This window comes from Micromonospora sp. WMMD987, assembly GCF_029581435.1.
GTDB lineage: Bacteria > Actinomycetota > Actinomycetes > Mycobacteriales > Micromonosporaceae > Micromonospora > Micromonospora rifamycinica.
The window spans coordinates 1,965,026-1,982,489 of the sequence record NZ_CP120861.1 but is presented as its reverse complement, the minus strand read 5'-3'; the positions used below and the strand labels follow the sequence as shown (position 1 = coordinate 1,982,489).

Here is a 17,464-nt window from a genome sequence, read left to right as displayed (position 1 = left end):
GGAGGGAGACGAGGGGTGGGAGGGAAACGCACCGGCCGGGCGACGACGACGTCGTCACCCGGCCGGTCACTGCTCAGCTGTGCCGGGTACGCCGACGCGGACGCTCGCCGCCGTCGCCACCCTCGCCGCCACCCGGGCCGCGCTCGCCGCGCTCCGGGGCACGACCACCCCGGTCACCGCCCCGGTCACCACGGTCCCGCGGACCCCGGTCGCCACCGCGGCCGGCCGGACGGTCCCCACCGGCGGCCTCGCCGGCCTCACCGGCGGCCGGCGCCTCGGCGCCCTCCGGACGGACCTTGTCCAGGTAGATCTTGCCACGGGCGTCGATGTCCGCGATCTCCACCTCGACCTTGTCACCGACGTTGAGGAAGTCCTCGACCCGCTCGACCCGCTTGCCGTCGCCCACCTTGGAGATGTGCAGCAGGCCGTCCCGGCCGGGCAGCAGCGAGATGAACGCCCCGAACGCGGCGGTCTTGACCACCGTGCCGAGGAACCGCTCGCCGGCCTTGGGCAGGGTCGGGTTGGCGATCCCGTTGATCCGGTCCACGGCGGCCTGCGCCGACGGGCCGTTGGTCGCGCCGACGTAGATCGTGCCGTCGTCCTCGATGGAGATCTCGGCGCCGGTCTCGTCCTGGATGGCGTTGATGGTCTGCCCCTTCGGGCCGATCACCATACCGATCTTGTCCACCGGGATCTTGACGGTGGTGACCCGCGGCGCGTAGTCCGACATCTCGGCCGGCGCCTCGATCGCCGCCTGCATCACGCCGAGGATGGTCTGCCGGGCCTCGTTCGCCTGCTGGAGCGCGGCGGCGAGCACGTCGGACGGGATGCCGTTGAGCTTGGTGTCGAGCTGGAGCGCGGTGACGAACTCCGGCGTGCCGGCGACCTTGAAGTCCATGTCACCGAACGCGTCCTCGGCGCCGAGGATGTCGGTCAGCGTCACGTACTGGGTCTTGCCGTCCACCTCGTCGGAGATGAGGCCCATCGCGATGCCGGCCACCGGCGCCTTGAGCGGCACACCGGCCGACAGCAGCGCCAGCGTCGAGGCGCAGACCGAACCCATCGAGGTCGAGCCGTTGGAGCCGAGGGCCTCGGAGACCTGCCGGATCGCGTACGGGAACTCCTCGCGCGTCGGCAGCACCGGCAGCAACGCCCGCTCGGCCAGCGCGCCGTGGCCGATCTCCCGCCGCTTCGGCGAGCCGACCCGGCCGGTCTCACCGGTCGAGTACGGCGGGAAGTTGTAGTTGTGCATGTAGCGCTTGCGGTTCTCCGGCGAGAGGGTGTCCACCATCTGCTCCATGCGCAGCATGTTCAGCGTGGTGACCCCGAGGATCTGCGTCTCGCCCCGCTCGAACAGCGCGGAACCGTGCACCCGGGGCAGCACGCCGACCTCGGCGGTCAGCGCCCGGATGTCACGCGGACCCCGGCCGTCGATACGGACCTGCTCGCGCAGCACCCGGTTGCGGACCTCGGACTTGGTCAGCGACCGGAAGGCGGCGGACAGCTCCTTCTCCCGGCCCTCGAACCGGCCGCCCAGCTCCTCGGCGACCTTGGCCTTGATCCGGTCCAGGGCCTCCTCGCGGTCGGCCTTGCCGGCGATCTGGAGCGCCTCGGCCACCTCGGCGCGGACCAGGTCGGCCACCGCCTGGTAGGCGTCGTCCTGATAATCGAGGAAGACCGGGAACTCGGTGACCGGCTTGGCGGCGACCTCGGCCAGCTCGCTCTGCGCCCGGCACAGCTCGCGGATCGCCGGCTTGGCGGCCTCCAGGCCGCTGGCGACGATCTCCTCGGTCGGGGCGGTCGCTCCGCCCGCGATCAGGGCGACGGCGTTCGGCGTCGCCTCGGCCTCGACCATCATGATCGCGACGTCGCCGTCGTCGAGCGCGCGGCCGGCCACCACCATGTCGAAGGTGGCGCGGGCCAGCTCCTCCAGGGTCGGGAAGGCCACCCACTGGCCGTCGACGTGGGCCACCCGGGTCGCCCCGATCGGGCCGGAGAACGGCAGGCCGGACAGCTTGGTCGACATCGAGGCCGCGTTGATCGCGACCACGTCGTACGGGTGCTGCGGGTCGAGCGCGAGGACGGTCTCGACGACCTGGACCTCGTTGCGCAGGCCCTTGACGAACGACGGGCGCAGCGGCCGGTCGATCAGCCGGCAGGTGAGGATGGCGTCCTCGCTGGGCCGGCCCTCGCGGCGGAAGAACGAGCCGGGGATCCGGCCCGCGGCGTACATCCGCTCCTCGACGTCGACGGTCAGCGGGAAGAAGTCGAACTGCTCCTTCGGGTGCTTACCGGCGGTGGTGGCGGAGAGGACGACCGTCTCGCCGAGCTGGGCGACGACGGAGCCGGCGGCCTGCCGGGCCAGCCGGCCGGTGGAGAAGGTGATCTCACGGGTGCCGAACGACCCGTTGTCGATCACGGCGGTACGGGATTCGGTGCCGAGGTTGGTCTCGGTCATGTGCGGTGGTACTCCTTCGCGTCGTGGGCCCACGACACCGGAGCTGCTCAGACGGCCGGTCTTCGATCGAAGCGCCCGGGTGGACGGCATGATGCCGGGTTGCCCGGGGGCCACTACCGGAGACCGGTACGCTGACCGGCTCCCTGTCGGGTGGTCGCGCGGCCCTCTTCTTCTGGTGGTGCGCGGAACGGGGGAGCGACCCGGTGGCCACTCCCCCGTCACGTCATCGACGCAGGCCGAGCCGCTCGATCAGCGACCGGTAGCGGTTGATGTCCTTCTTCTGGACGTAGTTGAGCAGCCGGCGACGCCGACCGACCAGCAGCAGCAGCCCACGGCGGCTGTGGTGGTCGTGCTTGTGCACCTTCAGGTGCTCGGTCAGCTCCGCGATCCGCTTGGTGAGGACCGCGACCTGCACCTCCGGCGAACCGGTGTCGCCCTCGGCGGTCGCGTACTCCGCGCGGATCTTGGCCTTGGCTTCCTGGTCGAGCGCCATGTTCTCCCTGTTTCGGTGGGTTGACAACTGATGTCCGTCGTACGGATCCGAGTGGACCGGGGACGAACGAACCTCGCACCCGCGGCGTCGTGCAGGCACGCGAGGCCCCGCGTCGGTCATCCGACGTCACCGCCACCTTACCAGCCCGTCGCCGAACCGCCCGGTCAAGGCCCACGCGCCGGCCCCGACGGCGGATCCGGACGAGGCCGCCGAGCCCGCCGGCCCGCCGACCGCCCGGCGGGTCAGGCGACCGCCCGGCGGGTCCGCTCGACGTCCTCGGCCATCTGGACGAGCAGCGGCTCGATCGCGTCGTACCGGATCTGGCCGCGTAGGTGGGCGGCGAAGTCCAGGGCGACGTACTCGCCGTACAGGTCGCCGGAGAAGTCCAGGACGTGCGCCTCGACCCGGCGCTCCCGACCGGCGAACGTCGGGTTGGTGCCGACCGAGATGGCCGCCGGAAGCCGCTCGGTCCCCCCGCGCACCAGCCAACCGGCGTAGACCCCGTCGGCGGGCACCGCCGCGTGCGGCGGGCAGCGCAGGTTGGCGGTGGGGAAGCCCAGTTCCCGGCCGCGCTGGTCGCCGAGGACCACCACCCCTTCGAGCCGGTGCGGCCGGCCGAGCACCGCCGCTGCCGCCGCCACGTCACCCTCCTCGACCCGGGACCGGATGTACGTCGAGGAGAAGACCGTCCCGGCGGCGGCGACCAGTGGGGCGTGCTCCACCTCGAAGCCGGAGGTACGGCCGAGCCGTTCCAGCAGCTCGACGTTCCCGGCGGCCCGGTGCCCGAACCGGAAGTTGTCCCCCACCACCACCAGCGCGGCGTGCAGGTGCTCGACCAGGATGTCGTGCACGAACGCCTCGGGCGGGAGCAGCGAGAGCTCTTTGGTGAACGGCACCACACAGAGCACGTCGACCCCGAGCGCCTCGATCAGCTCGGCCTTGCGGGCGGGCTCGGTGAGCACGGCCGGGTGCGAACCGGGGCGGACCACCTCGACGGGGTGCGGGTCGAAGGTCACCACCACCGAACCGATGCCCAGCTCCCGGGCCCGGGCCACGGCGTGCCCGATGGTCGCCTGGTGCCCTCGGTGCACGCCGTCGAAGACGCCGATGGTGACGACCGACCGCCCCCACCCACCGGGCGTCGCCTCGTACCCCCGCCACCGCTGCATGCCGCTCCTCCCCTGCTCCGCCGCTGACCGGCCCACCGTGCCCACCACCACCGGGCCGTCCCGCCCGCTGTCCCCGCTCGTCGCGCCGTGCCGTCCGTCGCCGACCCACCCGCCGCCGTCGGCGCTGGTCGGCGACCGGTCAGGCCGGGGCGAGCACGATCTCCGCCCGGGCCCGGCCGTCCCGCTCGCTGACGATAGCGATCAGGCCGCCGTCCGGTCCGAAGACGGCGTACGGCCCGGCGATACCCACCGGGTCGAGCGGGCCACCGTGCGAGAGCACCCGCGCCTCGTCGACCCCGGCGTCCCGGCGGGGGAAGTACCGGCCGGCGGCGGTGTCCAGGGGCAGGTTGACCACCTCGGGCGCCCGCTCCTCCAGGGCGGCGAGGGTGGCCGCCTCGGCGAGGGTGAAACTGCCCACAGCGGTCCGCCGCAGCGCGGTGAGGTGCCCGCCGACGCCCAGTGACCGGCCGGCGTCGCGGGCCAGCGCCCGGATGTACGTCCCCGACGAGCAGGTGACGTCGATGTCGACGTCGACCACGTCCGGGGCGTCCCGACGGATGGCCAGCACGTCCAGCCGGTGCACGGTGACCCGGCGGGCGGGTAGGTCGACGCTCTCCCCGTCCCGGACCCGCTTGTAGGCCCGCTCACCATTGATCTTGATGGCGCTGACCGCGCTGGGCACCTGGTCGATCTCGCCGGTCAGCGGCCCGAACGCGGCCCGGATCGCGGCGTCGGTCAGCTCACCGGCCGGCGTGCTGGTGAGCACGTCACCCTCGGCGTCGTCGGTGACGGTGGACTGGCCGAGCCGGACCGTCGCGGTGTAGCTCTTGCCGGCCCCGATCACGTACGTCAGCAGCCGGGTGGCCCGCCCCACCCCGATCACCAGGACCCCGGTGGCCATCGGGTCGAGCGTGCCGCCGTGCCCGACCCGGCGGGTCCGGGCCAACCGGCGGATCCGCGCCACCACGTCGTGCGACGTCATGCCGCCGGGCTTGTCGACCACGATCAGACCGTCACCGTTCACGACCGCCAAGCCTGCCAGACGGGCCGGCCGCCCCCGTCACCGCACGGCGACGCCCGCGACCACGACACCCGCCACGCACCACGGCACCGTGCCCGACGGCCGCTCCCGCCCTGCTCAGCCTCGTACGGCGCCGACCACCGCCCAGCCGCCGGAGCGCAGCCGCAACAGCAGGGCGGCCAGCCGCAACAGCACGAACAGGGTCAGCCCGGCCCAGATGCCGCCCAGCCCCAGGTTGAACGCGTAGGTCAGCCAGATCGCCGGCAGGAACCCGCCGAACGCCGCGACGATCGTCAGGTTGCGCAGGTAACGCACGTCGCCCGCGCCGATCAGCACCCCGTCGAGGGCGAACACCACGCCGCCGAGCGGTTGCAACGCCACCAGCCAGGGCCAGGCGACCATGGCCTGTTCGCGTACCCGGGCATCGGAGCTGAACAGGCCGGGCACGACGCCGGCCCCGACGGCGATGAGCACCGCGAACGTCACTCCGCACGCGGCCCCGAGCAACGCGAGGCGGCGGGCCAGGGCACGGGCGCCGGCCGCATCGCCCGCCCCCAGCGCCGCGCCGACCAGCGCCTGCCCGGCGATCGCCAGCGCGTCGAGCAGCAGAGCGGTGAGGAACCACAGTTGTACGGCGATCTGGTGCGCGCCGACCGCCGCCGCGCCGAACCGGGCCGCGACGGCGGTGGCGGACAGGAAGCTGGCCTGGAAGGCGATGCCCCGGACCAGCAGGTCCCGGCTGAGCATGAGCTGCTGGCGGAGCATCGCCGGGCGGGGGCGCAGCGCCACCCGCTCGCTGACCAGCGCGGCGACGAACAGCCCGCCGGCGATGGTCTGGGCGAACGCGTTGGCCACCGCCGAACCGGTCAACCCCCAGCCGACGGGATAGACCAGCACCGGGCAGAGCAGCGCGGAGAGCAGGTTCGGGCCGAGCACGAACCACAGCGGCCGGCGGGTGTCCTGCACGCCGCGCAGCCAGCCGTTGCCGGCGGCGGCGAGCAGCAGTCCGGGAGCACCGAGCACGGCGACCCGCAGCCACCGCTCGGCCGCGTCGGCCACGTCTCCCGGCCCGGCGAGCAGGTCGGTCAGCGGGCCGGCGCCGAGTTGCATGCCGAGCGCGACCAGCACCCCCACGCCGAAGGCCAGCCAGGAGGCCTGCACGCCCTCGGCCACGGCGGCGGACCGGTCCCCCGAGCCGAACCGGCGGGCCGCCCGCCCGGTGATCCCGTACGCCAGCACGGTGCCCAGCCAGGCGATCAGGGTCAGCACCGTGCCACCGACGGCCAGCGCGGCGAGCGCCACCCGGTCGAGGTGCCCGGCCACGGCGGTGTCGACCAGGACGTAGAGCGGCTCGGCGGCGAGCACCACGAGGGCGGGCAGCGCCAGCGCGGCGATCCGGCGCGGCGTGGCGACGACGGGTGGGGTGACGGAGGTGGTCATCGGAACCGATCCTGCCATGATCAGGTAAGGATCACAATAGCCGTCATTCCTTACGCGTCCGGCTCGACGAAACAGCCGACCGGTGGCGTTCCTGCTCGTCGTCGCGCAATTCCCGGCAACAGGCAGCACCTGAGGGGAACGAGAACACCGCCGCCGCCCGGCGGTGGCGGCGGCGATGGCGGTGGCGATGGCGATGGCGATGGCAGCAACGGCGGAGCGAATGGTGGGAGTCCGGCGGCAAGGGCGGAACGAATGGTGGGGTCCCGGCGGCACCGCCCACACGGCGGTCGCACACCCGTCGGCCGTACTCCCTTGTCGGGGCCCCGCACACCAGACCCGGCCAGCCCGGAGGCCGACGAGGTGACGGGCGGCGGACCACGCCCACCGCGCGAACGGGCCGAGGCGCAGCACCCGACGGCCGAGGGCCGAGGCGCAACATCCGACGGCCGAGGGACTCGGCGTACCCGCACCACCCGACGGCCGGAGAACCCGGCTCACCGGCATCGCCACCGGCTCGGTGCCCGAACTGCCGACGACCAGTCGGCACCACGGCGCGTGCCGGGGGCGGGACACTGCTGCGCGCTCCGGGAGGGGATCGTCACACCGCCGGAGCCACCGAGGCGGAAGGCGCTGCCGCGTGCCCGAGGGGGATCGTCACACCGCCCGGGACCACCGGGGCGGCCCGCGTGGTGTGGTCAGCGCGGTGGCCGTCGACCTCGGGGTCGAGTATTCGCTGACGGCGAGCGGCGGAGCAGGAGTGCCGGCCCCGGACAGGCGTCGCCGTCATGATCTGGGCCGTCCGACGGCAGGAAGACCCGCCGGCGGCCTGCGGTGACGCCGACGAGTCAGCGTCACCCTCGGTAGGTCAGTTCACTGCCGGGTGTCCATCGAGGTCTGCAACGCGCGACGCATCTGCTCGCGGGCCTCGTCGGTGGTCTCGGTCTTGGGCTTGGTCGCCATGGCGGTGTCCTTCCAGGGTGCGGGTCACCGGAACAGGTGGCCCTACGGGCGGTCCTGCTGAGCGCCGGGAGGGCGGCCCGGGATCACCGGAACGGCTCGCCTGGCAGCGTGAGCCCGGGTCGGTCAGACCCTGGAGGGAGGCGGCACCGGGTGTGGCACCACCGCCCACGACCTGCGTCGCGACGCGACGTCGGCCTTTCCCAAGTTAACGTTTACTTTCCACATGCTGTCCACTCTTCCCGCCATCTGGACCGGATGGGAGGAACCGGTCAGGACGACCGCGCCGGTGACCGAACCGACCCCGCGCAGCCCGCCGCCGTCGGCAGAGCAGGAGAGCAGGCAATCCGCACGTGTCGACCCCACGCCAGTCTTCGACACGTCGACGGCGGGCCAGCGGCATCGGCACCGGTGCTCGACCGCACACGGAGGCGACGGCGATGGGGCTCGACGGCACCGGGGCGGCAGCCGCGACGCGGCGACGGTCAGCGGGACGGCCCGTCGACGCGGCGACGGTCAGCGGGACGGCCCGTCCGGGTGCGGGTGGTGGACGCTCAGCGGGCCAGGAAATGCCAGCCCAGCCACCACCAGAACCCGAACACCCCGATCCGGCCGACCGGCACCGGGCCGACCTCGTACCGCATCACGTAGGCGCAGACGTCACCCAGCGACGGGATCCGGGAGCCCTCCCGGCGGGCGGCCCACTCCACCGCCGCGAAGAGCACCAGCGAGGCGAGGAACCCGCCGATGGCGAGGGTACGCATCATCGCCGGACCAACCCCCAGAACGCGGCCAACCAGGCGAACCAGGCCGCCGAACGGACCAGCTCGTCCTCCAACAGTGGGTCGGCCAGCCGGGAGAAGGTGGGGAAATCGTCCCCGACGGACATCACGAACGTGGCACCCTCGAGGACACCGAACACCGCCGCCGGGAGCAGCCACCACACGGCGCCCCGGCCCAGCCGGCGCGGCGCCGGGCGGCGCTGCACCCGGTTGCCCAGGCCGAGCCAGATCAGCGCGCCACCGGTGCTCAACGTCCAGAGGTTGGCCTGTGCGGAGAACGACGGAAACTGCCCGCCGACCAGGGAGATGCAGGCCAGCACCGGCACGGTGACCACCGGCCTGTCCCAGGTACGGGAGGCTTCCAGGGCGATCTCGTGCGGCTGCTCCATCGTCCGATTCTCCCCGGGCTCACCCTGTGCGGGAAGACCGACACCCGTCGGCATCGGCGCGGCCCCCCGTCAGGGCACCGGGCAGCTCGGCTCGGATGAGGGCGACGACCTGCTCGACGTCGCCACGTCCGGTGAACCCGGCGGCGAAGCGGTGACCCCCGCCACCCAGAGCCACCGCCACCGCGCTGACGTCGACCGCGCCCTTGCTGCGCATCGACACCGCCCACTCGTCCGGCCCGACCTGCTTGAGCACGCACGCCACGTCCGCCTCGGCGGTGCACCGCACCGAGTCGATCAGCGACTCCAACACGTACGGTCGCTGGTCGTGCCGGGTCAGGTCGTCGAGGGTGGCCTGCGTCCAGACCAGACCGTGACCGGCGGCGGCCTCCGGTTCGAGCCGGGACCGGCCCAGCACCTCGCCGAAGAGACGGACCGCGCCGAACGGCCGGGTGTCGAAGACCTCGCGGGAGATGTCACCCGGGCGCAGGCCGGTGGCGAGGAGCCGGGCCGCGAGCTGGTGCACCTCCGGCGTGGTCGCCGCGAACCGGAACGAACCGGTGTCGGTGGTCAGTGCGACGTAGAGGCCCGCCGCGATCTCCGCGTCCAGCGGCACGTCGAGCCGGGCGAGGAGTTGCGCGGCGACGACCGAGGTGGCCGCCGCCCCCGGGTCCACCAGGCGCACCGTGCCGAAACCGGTGTTCGAGGCGTGGTGGTCGAGGACCACCGCCGTGCCGGCGGTGTCGAGCCGGTCCACCAGGTCACCGAGACGCGACTCCGCCGCCGCGTCGAAGCAGATCACCAGATCCGGATCCGGGTACGCCTCGGCCGCCGGCACCAGCAGGTCGATCCCGGGCAGCCAGCGGAACGGCTCCGGCACCTCGGGCGGCCCCGGAAAGGTGGCCTGCAACCGGCGTACGCCGAGCCGACGCAGGCCCAGCCCGAAGCCGAGCATGCTGCCCAGCGCGTCACCGTCCGGATTGACGTGACAGATCAGCAGCACCCGGGCATCGGCCGGCAGGCCGCGTACCGCCGCGACGGCGGCCGCCCAGTCGTCGTCGCCGGGGCCGGTGGACGGCGACCCGGTGCGGAGCCCGTCGGCCGTGCCCGGGGCGGCGGTCACCGCCGGTCCGTCACGGACGGGTCGGCATCGACGGCGTCGTCGTCCGTGTCGTCGTCGTCCTCGTCGACCCGGTACGGCTGGGCGTCGCCCGCGTACTTCGCCTGCGCGGCCAGCCGCTGCACCTCGGCATCGGCGTTACGGGCCTGCGCGAGCAGGTCGTCGATCTGCTTGACCTGGTCCTGTACGTCGTCCAGGGCGAAGGTCAGCGAGGGCGAGTGGCGCAGTCCGAGGGCCTTGCCGACCGTGCTGCGCAGCATCCCCTTGGCGCTCTCCAGCGCGGCGGCGGTGCTCGCCTGGGCCGTCGCGTCACCGAGCACGGTGTAGAAGACGGTGGCGTCGCGCAGGTCGGCGGTGATCCGGGCGTCGGTGATGGTGACCATCCCGAGCCGGGGGTCCTTGATCTGGCTCCGCACCACCGAGGCGACCAGTTCCCGGATCCGCTCGGCGTGCCGGCGAACCTTGGCCGGATCAGTCATGTCCCCCACCTCCAGGGCGTTCCTCCCGCGGCCGGAGCGGCAACGCCGAACGCCACCGAACCAACCACCCAACACCCGAACACTACCCGCGATCCACCCCCACCCACCCCACCCACCCCGCTCCCCCACCCGGCACACCCGCCCGCCCACTCACCCGGCCTGCTCAACCCCACCCCGCTCCCCACCCGCCCCGGCCACCCCTCCCCCGCCCCGGTGATCAAGAGGTTCAGGTCAGCATCCCGCTGAATCCTGACTCAAATCTCTTGATCACCGAAACGGGGCCTAGGGCAGGCTGGGCGGCTGGGCGAGGCGGCGGGGCCGAGGCCGAGGGCGAGGGCGGGGCCGAGGCCGAGGGCGAGGGCGAGGGCGAGGGCGAGGGCGAGGGCGAGGGCGAGGGCGAGGGCGAGGGCGAGGGCGAGGGCGAGGGCGGGGGCGGGGGGCGAGACCGGGGGCGGGTCAGGATTCCGGGGTGTGGAGGTCGCGACGGACGGAGAGGAGGTCGATCTCAGGGCGGGCGGCGATCAGGCGTTCGCAGGAGTCGAGCACGTCGCGGACGTGGGCGGCCTCGGCGGCCACCACGGCCACCCCGATCTCGGCCCGGCCGTGCAGGTCGAGCGCGCCCACCTCGGCGGCCGACACCTCGAAGCGGCGCAGCGCCGCCACGATCGGGCGGACGTACGACCGCTTGGCCTTCAACGATCGGGAGTCGCCTGGCAGCAGCAGGTCGAAGAGTGCGGTTCCGGTATACATCGCCCAGGACGTTACGGAACCATCCCGGACATGCTCAAGGGGTTTACGCCGGTCGGCGTAAACCCCTTGAGCACCGTGTCAGCACCGGATCAGGAGCGCGGCTTCTCCCGCATCTCGAAGGTCTCGATGGTGTCGCCGACCTGGACGTTGTTGAAACCACCCAGGGTCAGACCACACTCGAAGCCTTCGCGGACCTCCGTCGCGTCGTCCTTGAACCGCTTGAGCGAACTGATCGTGAGATTGTCCGCCACGACCGCCCCGTCCCGCAGCAGCCGCGCCTTGGCGTTGCGACGGATGATGCCGGACCGGACGATGCAACCGGAGATGTTGCCGATCTTGGAGGAGCGGAAGACGTCGCGGATCTCCGCGGTGCCCAGCTCGACCTCCTCGTACTCCGGCTTGAGCAGCCCCTTGAGCGCGGCGTCGATCTCCTCGATGGCCTGGTAGATGACCGTGTAGTACCGGATCTCCACGCCCTCGCGGTCGGCGATCTCGCGGACCTTGTTGGCGGCCCGCACGTTGAAGCCGATGATCGTGACCGCCTCGGACGAGGCGCTCGCGAGCATGACGTCGCTCTCGGTGATCGCACCCACACCCCGGTGGATGATCCTGAGCTGGACCTCCTCGGGGATGTCGAGGTTGAACAGCGCGTCCTCGAGGGCCTCCACGGAACCGGAGACGTCGCCCTTGAGCACCAGGTTGAGCGAGGTCTTCTCGCCCTCCTTGAGCTGCTCCATGAGCGTCTCGAGGGTGGCCCGGCCACGGGAGTTGGCGAAGGACGCCGCCCGCCGCCGTGCCTGCCGCTGCTCGGCGATCTGCCGGACCGTACGGTCGTCGGCCGCCGCGAGGAAGGTGTCACCGGCACCCGGCACCGCGGTCAGACCGAGAACCAGCACCGGACGGGCCGGACCCGCCTCGGTGACCTGGTTGCCGTTCTCGTCGAGCATGGCGCGGACCCGACCGTGGGCCCCACCGGCGACGATGGAGTCGCCGGCACGCAGGGTGCCCTTCTGCACCAGCACCGTGGCCACCGCACCGCGACCCTTGTCCAGGTGCGCCTCGATGGCCACACCCTGGGCCGGGCCGTCGATCGCCGCGGTCAGCTCCAGCGACGCGTCGGCGGTCAGCAGGACCGCGTCCAGCAGCTCGTCGATGCCGATGCCCGGCTTGGCCGCCACGTTGACGAACATGGTGTCGCCGCCGTACTCCTCGGCGACCAGGCCGTACTCGGTCAGCTGCTGGCGGACCTTGTCCGGGTTGGCCTCCGGCTTGTCGACCTTGTTGACGGCCACCACGATCGGCACGTCGGCCGCCTTGGCGTGGTTGAGCGCCTCGATGGTCTGCGGCATGACACCGTCGTCGGCCGCCACCACCAGCACCACGACGTCGGTGACCTGGGCACCACGGGCACGCATGGCGGTGAACGCCTCGTGACCCGGGGTGTCGATGAAGGTGACCGCCCGGTCCTCGCCCTCGTGCGGGACGTGGACCTGGTACGCGCCGATGTGCTGGGTGATGCCGCCCGCCTCGCCGGCCACGACGTTCGCCTTGCGGATCGCGTCGAGCAGCTTGGTCTTACCGTGGTCGACGTGACCCATGACGGTCACCACCGGCGCCCGGCTGACCAGGCGGTCCGCCGCGACCTCGGCGTCGAGGTCGATGTTGAACTGCGCGAGCAGCTCACGGTCCTCGTCCTCCGGGCTGACGATCTGCACGTCGAAACCGAGGTGCTCACCCAGCAGCAGCAGGGTCTCGTCGGAGCAGGACTGGGTCGCGGTGACCATCTCGCCCAGGTTGAACATCTCCTGGACCAGCGAACCCGGGTTGGCGTTGATCTTGTCGGCGAAGTCCGACAGCGAGGCGCCACGGGAGAGCCGGACGACCTGACCCTGGCCCCGGGGGGCACCCGAGGACATGGTCGGGGCCGACAGGTTGTCGAACTCCTGTCTGCGCTGCTTCTTGGACTTGCGGCCACGGGTCGGCCGGCCGCCCGGACGCCCGAAGGCACCCGCGGCGCCACCGCCACGACCACGGCCACCGCCACCGGGACGACCACCGCCACCGGCCGGGGCACCCGGACGGAACCCGCCGCCGGGAGCGCCACCGCCGCCACCGGGACCACCACGGTAGCCACCGCCGCCGGCACCACCGCCGCCACCGGGACCACCACGGAAGCCACCGCCACCGCCACCGCCACCGGGGCGGAAGCCACCGCCACCGCCACCGGGACGACCGGCGCCGCCGCCGGGACCGCCACGACCGCCACCGGGACCGCCGGGGCGACCGGTGGTGGGCCGCTGGCTCGGCATCGAGGCCGGGCTGGGACGCGGCGGCATGGAGGCCGGGCTGGGGCGCGGCGGCATGCCGGCCGGATTGCCGGGCCGGGGACCGCCGCCACCGGCGGCCGGGGGCCGCTGGGGCTGACCGCCCTGGATCCCGAACGGGTTGTTACCGGCGCCGCGCGCCGGCGGACGACCACCGGGCCGGGCACCCGGACCCGCCGGGGCACCGCCGGGACGACCGGCGGCCGGGGTACCCGGACGCGGCGGCACGGCGTTCGGACCGGGACGCGGACCCGGACGGGGACCACCCTCGGTCGGGGGCTCCCGTCGGACGTTCTCCCGCTGCTGCTGGCGGGCGGCCTGGGCGGCCTTGACCGCCGCCTCCTGCTCGGCCTTCAGCGCGGCGGCGCGCGCCTCGGCGGCCGCCACCTCGATGTCGTGGGCGCTCGCCGGCTTGGCAACCGGGGTCACCGGCTGCGGCGGGCCGGGGACCGGGCCCTTGGGCCTCGGTCCAGGGGTCGGCGCGGCCGGCCGCCGGGGCGGCATCGGTCGGGCCGAGACCCGGGGGGCACCCGGGGTCTGGGGCGGGGTCGGGGTCGGTGCCGGGGTCGGTGCCGCCGCCGGGGCGGCGGGTGCCGACGAACCACCGGCGGACGCGACGAATGCGCCACGCAGCCGACGGGCGACGGGCGCCTCGACGGTGCTGGACGCGGACTTCACGAACTCGCCCATTTCCTTCAACTTGGCGAGCACTGTCTTGCTCTCGACCCCGAGCTCCTTCGCAAGCTCGTGTACGCGGGCCTTACCTGCCACTGCACTCCTCACTCCGAGGTCGTGCGGGCAGCACCCGCAGCGACCTCACTCCTGCACTTGAAGCCTGGTCATTTCAGGGACTTCATCGTGTGCTCATGTCGGTCGTCCTACCTTGCTAGCGACCCTCGCCCGGTCGGGTTGACCGGACGTAGTGGTTGGCGCATCGACGTGCTCCGCGACGGCACCGTGGTCAGGAACCCCGGTGAGCCGCAGCGCCCGCCCGAAGGCGCGACGCCGCACCGCCAGCGCGAAGCAGGCCGGATCCGGGTGCAGGTTCGCTCCCCGACCCGGCAGACTGCGGCTCGGATCAGGCCGGAGACTGTGACCATCCTCGTCACCGACCGCGACGATCCGCAGCAGTTCGCTGGCCGGCGCGCGTTTCCGGCAACCCACACAGGTGCGCTCCGGTTGCGCGCGTCGTACCACTGGCAGAAGTCTACCCCTAGCCGCCCGAGATCGCTCTGCCCGGCTCCGGGACGCCCTCGGCCGCACCCCGGCCGCCGCTGCCCGCCTGCTCCGCGTCGGAGCGAATGTCGATCCGCCAACCGGTCAATCGGGCGGCAAGCCGGGCATTCTGCCCCTCCCGCCCGATGGCCAGGGAGAGCTGGAAGTCCGGCACGGTCACCCGGGCCGTCCGGGTGGCCAGGTCGACCACCTCCACCCGCAACGCCTTGGCCGGGGAGAGCGCGTTGCCGACGAAGGCCGCCGGGTCGTCCGACCAGTCGATGATGTCGATCTTCTCGCCGTGCAGCTCGCTCATCACGGCCCGGACCCGCTGGCCCATCGGCCCGATGCAGGCCCCCTTGGCGTTCACGCCCGGGGTGGTGGAGCGCACGGCGATCTTGGTGCGGTGACCTGCCTCACGCGCGATCGCCCCGATCTCGACCGTGCCGTCGGCGATCTCCGGGACCTCCAGCGCGAAGAGCTTCTTCACCAGCGCCGGGTGCGACCGGGAGAGGGTGACCTGCGGGCCACGCATCCCCTTGGTCACGTGCACCACCACGCAGCGGATCCGCTCGCCGTGGTGGTAGCGCTCCCCGGGGACCTGCTCGGACTGCGGCAGCACGCCCTCCAGCTTGCCGAGGTCGACGCTGACGATGCCCTTCTCGCTGCGGGCCTCGTGCGCCTGCACCACGCCGGTGACCAGGTCGCCGTCGCGGCCGACGTACTCGCCGAAGTGCACCTCGTCGGTGGCCTCCCGCAGCCGTTGGAGGATCACCTGCTTGGCGGTCATCGCCGCGATCCGGCCGAAGTCGTGCGGGGTGTCGTCCCACTCCCGCACCACGCTGCCGTCGTCGTCCAGCTCCTGGGCGTAGACCAGGGCGGCCCCGGTCCTACGGTCGATCTCCACCCGGGCGTGCGACTCGGCGCCGTCGGTGTGCCGGTAGGCGGTCAGCAACGCGGTCTCGATCGCCGCGAGGATCGTGTCGAACGGGATCTCCCGCTCGCGCTCCAGTGCGCGCAGCGCCGCGAGGTCGATGTTCACCTCTCCTCGCCCTCCACATCATCATCGTCGTCGTCATGGTCGTCGTCGGTGTCGTCGCCGGCCCCGTCCGCCTCGCCGATCTCGTCGAGGCGGTGGAACTCGATCTGCACCCGGCCGGGACCGAGGTCGGCGTGACGGTGCTCGACCTGGCCGGCATCGGTCTCCAGCACCACGCGCTCGTCGTCGGCCGTCACCACCCGGCCGGTCACCTGGCGGTCCACCGCCGGCTGCCCGTCGGGTCGCGCGACCCGGACGGTCACCTTGACCAGCCGGCCGGTGTTGCGCCGCCAGTGCCGGGGCAGCGTCAACGGACGGTCCACCCCGGGGGAGCTGACCTCCAGCTGGTACTCACCCGCCACGATGTCCCCGCCGGTCTCCTCGGCCGCGTCCAGCGCCGCCGAGATCAGCCGGGAGACGTCCGCGACGGCGTCCAGGTTGATCCCGCCGTCGGCGTCCACGATCACCCGCACCACGTGCCGGCGGCCGGCCCGGGAGACGGAGACGTCCTCCAGGTGGTAGCCCGCCCCGGTGACCACCGGTGTGATCACGTCGGTCAGCGTGGCCCGGCGGGCGGCCAGGTCGCCCCGGGACGCGCCCGCACGGTCCCCGCCCCGGGGGCCGTCGGTGCGACGGGAGCGTCCCGTCGGCGCCGCCGGCCTGGTAGCACGACCACGCTGCGTCATCTGGGCACCCTTCTGCTGGTCAGCGGCGGTCGTCGGGACGGCACGCCGGTACGCCACCGGCGCTGCCGCCCCGGTGGCTGCGCAGAGCGTAACGCGCCGCCGGGGTGACGGCCCCGGCGGCGCACCGACGGCGGCCGCCCGGCGGTCGGCACGGATGGTGTTGACTTGTCCGGTGGCCACGGGCAGAACGACGACGCACCACGACGGAGCGGGGCGATCCCGGCGTGCCGTGCTCCGCACCGGCGCGCTCCTGGCGGTGGGCGTGACCGCCGTACCGCTGACCGGTTGTGACCTCCTCGACCGCGACGGGCCGGACCGGCCGCCCGACCCGCTGGAGCCGCTCGCGGGCGAGTCCCGGGCGCTGGCCGACCGGTACCGGGCCGCGATCGCCGCCGACCCGGGGCTGTCCGACCGGCTCACCCCGATCGCCGACGCGCACGCCGCGCACGCCGACGAGTTGCGCCGGCTGATCGGCCGCCCCGCGCCCAGCGGCCCGGCGACCCCGGAACCGACCGCGGCCACCGGCACACCCGCCGCCGTCCTGGCCGGGCTGCGGGCCGCCGAGCAGAGCGGCCGGGACAACGCGGCGAAGGCGTGCGCCGAAGCGCCGGGTGAGCGGGCCGCGCTGCTCGGCTCGATCGCCGCCGCCCGGGCCACCCACCTGGAGGCGCTCAAGTGAACCGCCGTACCGCCCCGTCCGCCCCCGGCGACGCGCTGGCCGCCGCCCTGGCCGCCGAGTACGCCGCGATCTACGCCTACGGCCCGATCGGGGTACGCCTCAACGACGCCGACCGGCGGGCGGCCCGCGCCGCCGAGGCGGCCCACCGGTCCCGCCGCGACGCCCTGGTGCTCCAGCTCAGTGCCGCCGGTGGCACTGTCCCCGGCGACCAGGCCGGCTACGCGCTGCCGTTCCCGGTCACCGACCGGGCCAGCGCGCTGCGGCTGGCGGTGCAGGTGGAGGAGCGCACCGGAGCGTTCTGGCGGGCGGCGCTACCGGTCACCACCGGCGCGGACCGCACCCGGGCGCTCAACGCGCTGACCGACTGCGCGGTACGGGCCACCCGGTGGCGGCGCAGCGCCGGGGCCACCCCGCTGACCGTCCCGTTCCCCGGCCGCCCCACCTAGCCCGTCGCGGAACGGGCCGC

The 17,464-nt window shown here is 73.5% G+C and carries 16 protein-coding genes; 2 read left to right on the top strand and 14 right to left on the bottom strand.

Translation table 11 applies throughout. The features are described from left to right. Positions 1–73 precede the first annotated feature (73 nt). The 14 genes from O7612_RS08720 to rimP form a co-directional block, all read right to left on the bottom strand. Positions 74–2,458 (bottom strand): polyribonucleotide nucleotidyltransferase, encoded by a 2,385-nt coding sequence (locus tag O7612_RS08720; RefSeq protein ID WP_282272085.1) that lies wholly within the window; start codon positions 2,456–2,458, stop codon positions 74–76. Positions 2,459–2,681: 223 nt separating this feature from the next. Continuing rightward, positions 2,682–2,951 carry a 30S ribosomal protein S15 gene (rpsO, locus tag O7612_RS08715; RefSeq protein ID WP_043962418.1) on the bottom strand — a complete coding sequence of 90 codons (270 nt, stop codon included), beginning with the start codon at positions 2,949–2,951 and terminating at the stop codon, positions 2,682–2,684. A gap of 242 nt (positions 2,952–3,193) precedes the next feature. Then, positions 3,194–4,120, bottom strand: a complete 927-nt coding sequence (locus O7612_RS08710) for a bifunctional riboflavin kinase/FAD synthetase (RefSeq protein WP_282272083.1) — start codon at positions 4,118–4,120, stop codon at positions 3,194–3,196. Positions 4,121–4,259: 139 nt separating this feature from the next. Further along, entirely contained in the window at positions 4,260–5,144 is an 885-nt protein-coding gene (truB, locus tag O7612_RS08705) for a tRNA pseudouridine(55) synthase TruB (RefSeq protein ID WP_067302615.1), read from the bottom strand. Between the two features lie 114 nt (positions 5,145–5,258). Continuing rightward, positions 5,259–6,581 (bottom strand): MATE family efflux transporter, encoded by a 1,323-nt coding sequence (locus tag O7612_RS08700; protein WP_282272081.1) that lies wholly within the window; start codon positions 6,579–6,581, stop codon positions 5,259–5,261. 1,511 nt (positions 6,582–8,092) lie between these two features. Then, positions 8,093–8,302 carry a DUF6186 family protein gene (locus O7612_RS08695; RefSeq protein ID WP_282273846.1) on the bottom strand — a complete coding sequence of 70 codons (210 nt, stop codon included), beginning with the start codon at positions 8,300–8,302 and terminating at the stop codon, positions 8,093–8,095. Continuing rightward, complete coding sequence (locus tag O7612_RS08690) at positions 8,302–8,709, bottom strand: hypothetical protein (protein ID WP_067315727.1); 408 nt, start codon at positions 8,707–8,709, stop codon at positions 8,302–8,304. The genes O7612_RS08695 and O7612_RS08690 overlap by 1 nt, the downstream gene beginning before the upstream one ends. Positions 8,710–8,728: 19 nt before the next feature. Further along, positions 8,729–9,829 carry a bifunctional oligoribonuclease/PAP phosphatase NrnA gene (locus O7612_RS08685; RefSeq protein ID WP_282272077.1) on the bottom strand — a complete coding sequence of 367 codons (1,101 nt, stop codon included), beginning with the start codon at positions 9,827–9,829 and terminating at the stop codon, positions 8,729–8,731. Continuing rightward, positions 9,826–10,305, bottom strand: a complete 480-nt coding sequence (gene rbfA / locus O7612_RS08680; RefSeq protein ID WP_282272076.1) for a 30S ribosome-binding factor RbfA — start codon at positions 10,303–10,305, stop codon at positions 9,826–9,828. The genes O7612_RS08685 and rbfA overlap by 4 nt, the downstream gene beginning before the upstream one ends. A gap of 456 nt (positions 10,306–10,761) precedes the next feature. Further along, positions 10,762–11,055 carry a DUF503 domain-containing protein gene (locus O7612_RS08675; RefSeq protein WP_282272074.1) on the bottom strand — a complete coding sequence of 98 codons (294 nt, stop codon included), beginning with the start codon at positions 11,053–11,055 and terminating at the stop codon, positions 10,762–10,764. 89 nt (positions 11,056–11,144) lie between these two features. Then, a complete protein-coding gene (gene infB / locus O7612_RS08670) occupies positions 11,145–14,150 on the bottom strand; it encodes a translation initiation factor IF-2 (RefSeq protein WP_282272071.1) in 3,006 nt (1,001 codons plus the stop codon). 93 nt (positions 14,151–14,243) lie between these two features. Continuing rightward, positions 14,244–14,576, bottom strand: a complete 333-nt coding sequence (locus O7612_RS08665) for a YlxR family protein (RefSeq protein ID WP_084261169.1) — start codon at positions 14,574–14,576, stop codon at positions 14,244–14,246. Between the two features lie 16 nt (positions 14,577–14,592). Further along, the gene (nusA, locus tag O7612_RS08660) at positions 14,593–15,636 is read right to left on the bottom strand and encodes a transcription termination factor NusA (protein WP_282272068.1); all 1,044 of its coding nucleotides are present in this window, start codon (positions 15,634–15,636) and stop codon (positions 14,593–14,595) included. Beyond that, entirely contained in the window at positions 15,633–16,319 is a 687-nt protein-coding gene (rimP, locus tag O7612_RS08655; RefSeq protein ID WP_282272067.1) for a ribosome maturation factor RimP, read from the bottom strand. Before rimP ends, nusA begins: the two co-directional genes overlap by 4 nt. A 229-nt stretch (positions 16,320–16,548) precedes the next feature. Between rimP and O7612_RS08650 the strand changes: the two genes are divergently transcribed. Together O7612_RS08650 and O7612_RS08645 are read left to right on the top strand one after the other, a co-directional pair. Continuing rightward, positions 16,549–16,998, top strand: a complete 450-nt coding sequence (locus O7612_RS08650) for a hypothetical protein (protein WP_282273845.1) — start codon at positions 16,549–16,551, stop codon at positions 16,996–16,998. Then, positions 16,995–17,444, top strand: a complete 450-nt coding sequence (locus O7612_RS08645; protein WP_282272065.1) for a ferritin-like domain-containing protein — start codon at positions 16,995–16,997, stop codon at positions 17,442–17,444. The genes O7612_RS08650 and O7612_RS08645 overlap by 4 nt, the downstream gene beginning before the upstream one ends. The last annotated feature ends 20 nt before the right edge of the window (positions 17,445–17,464 follow it).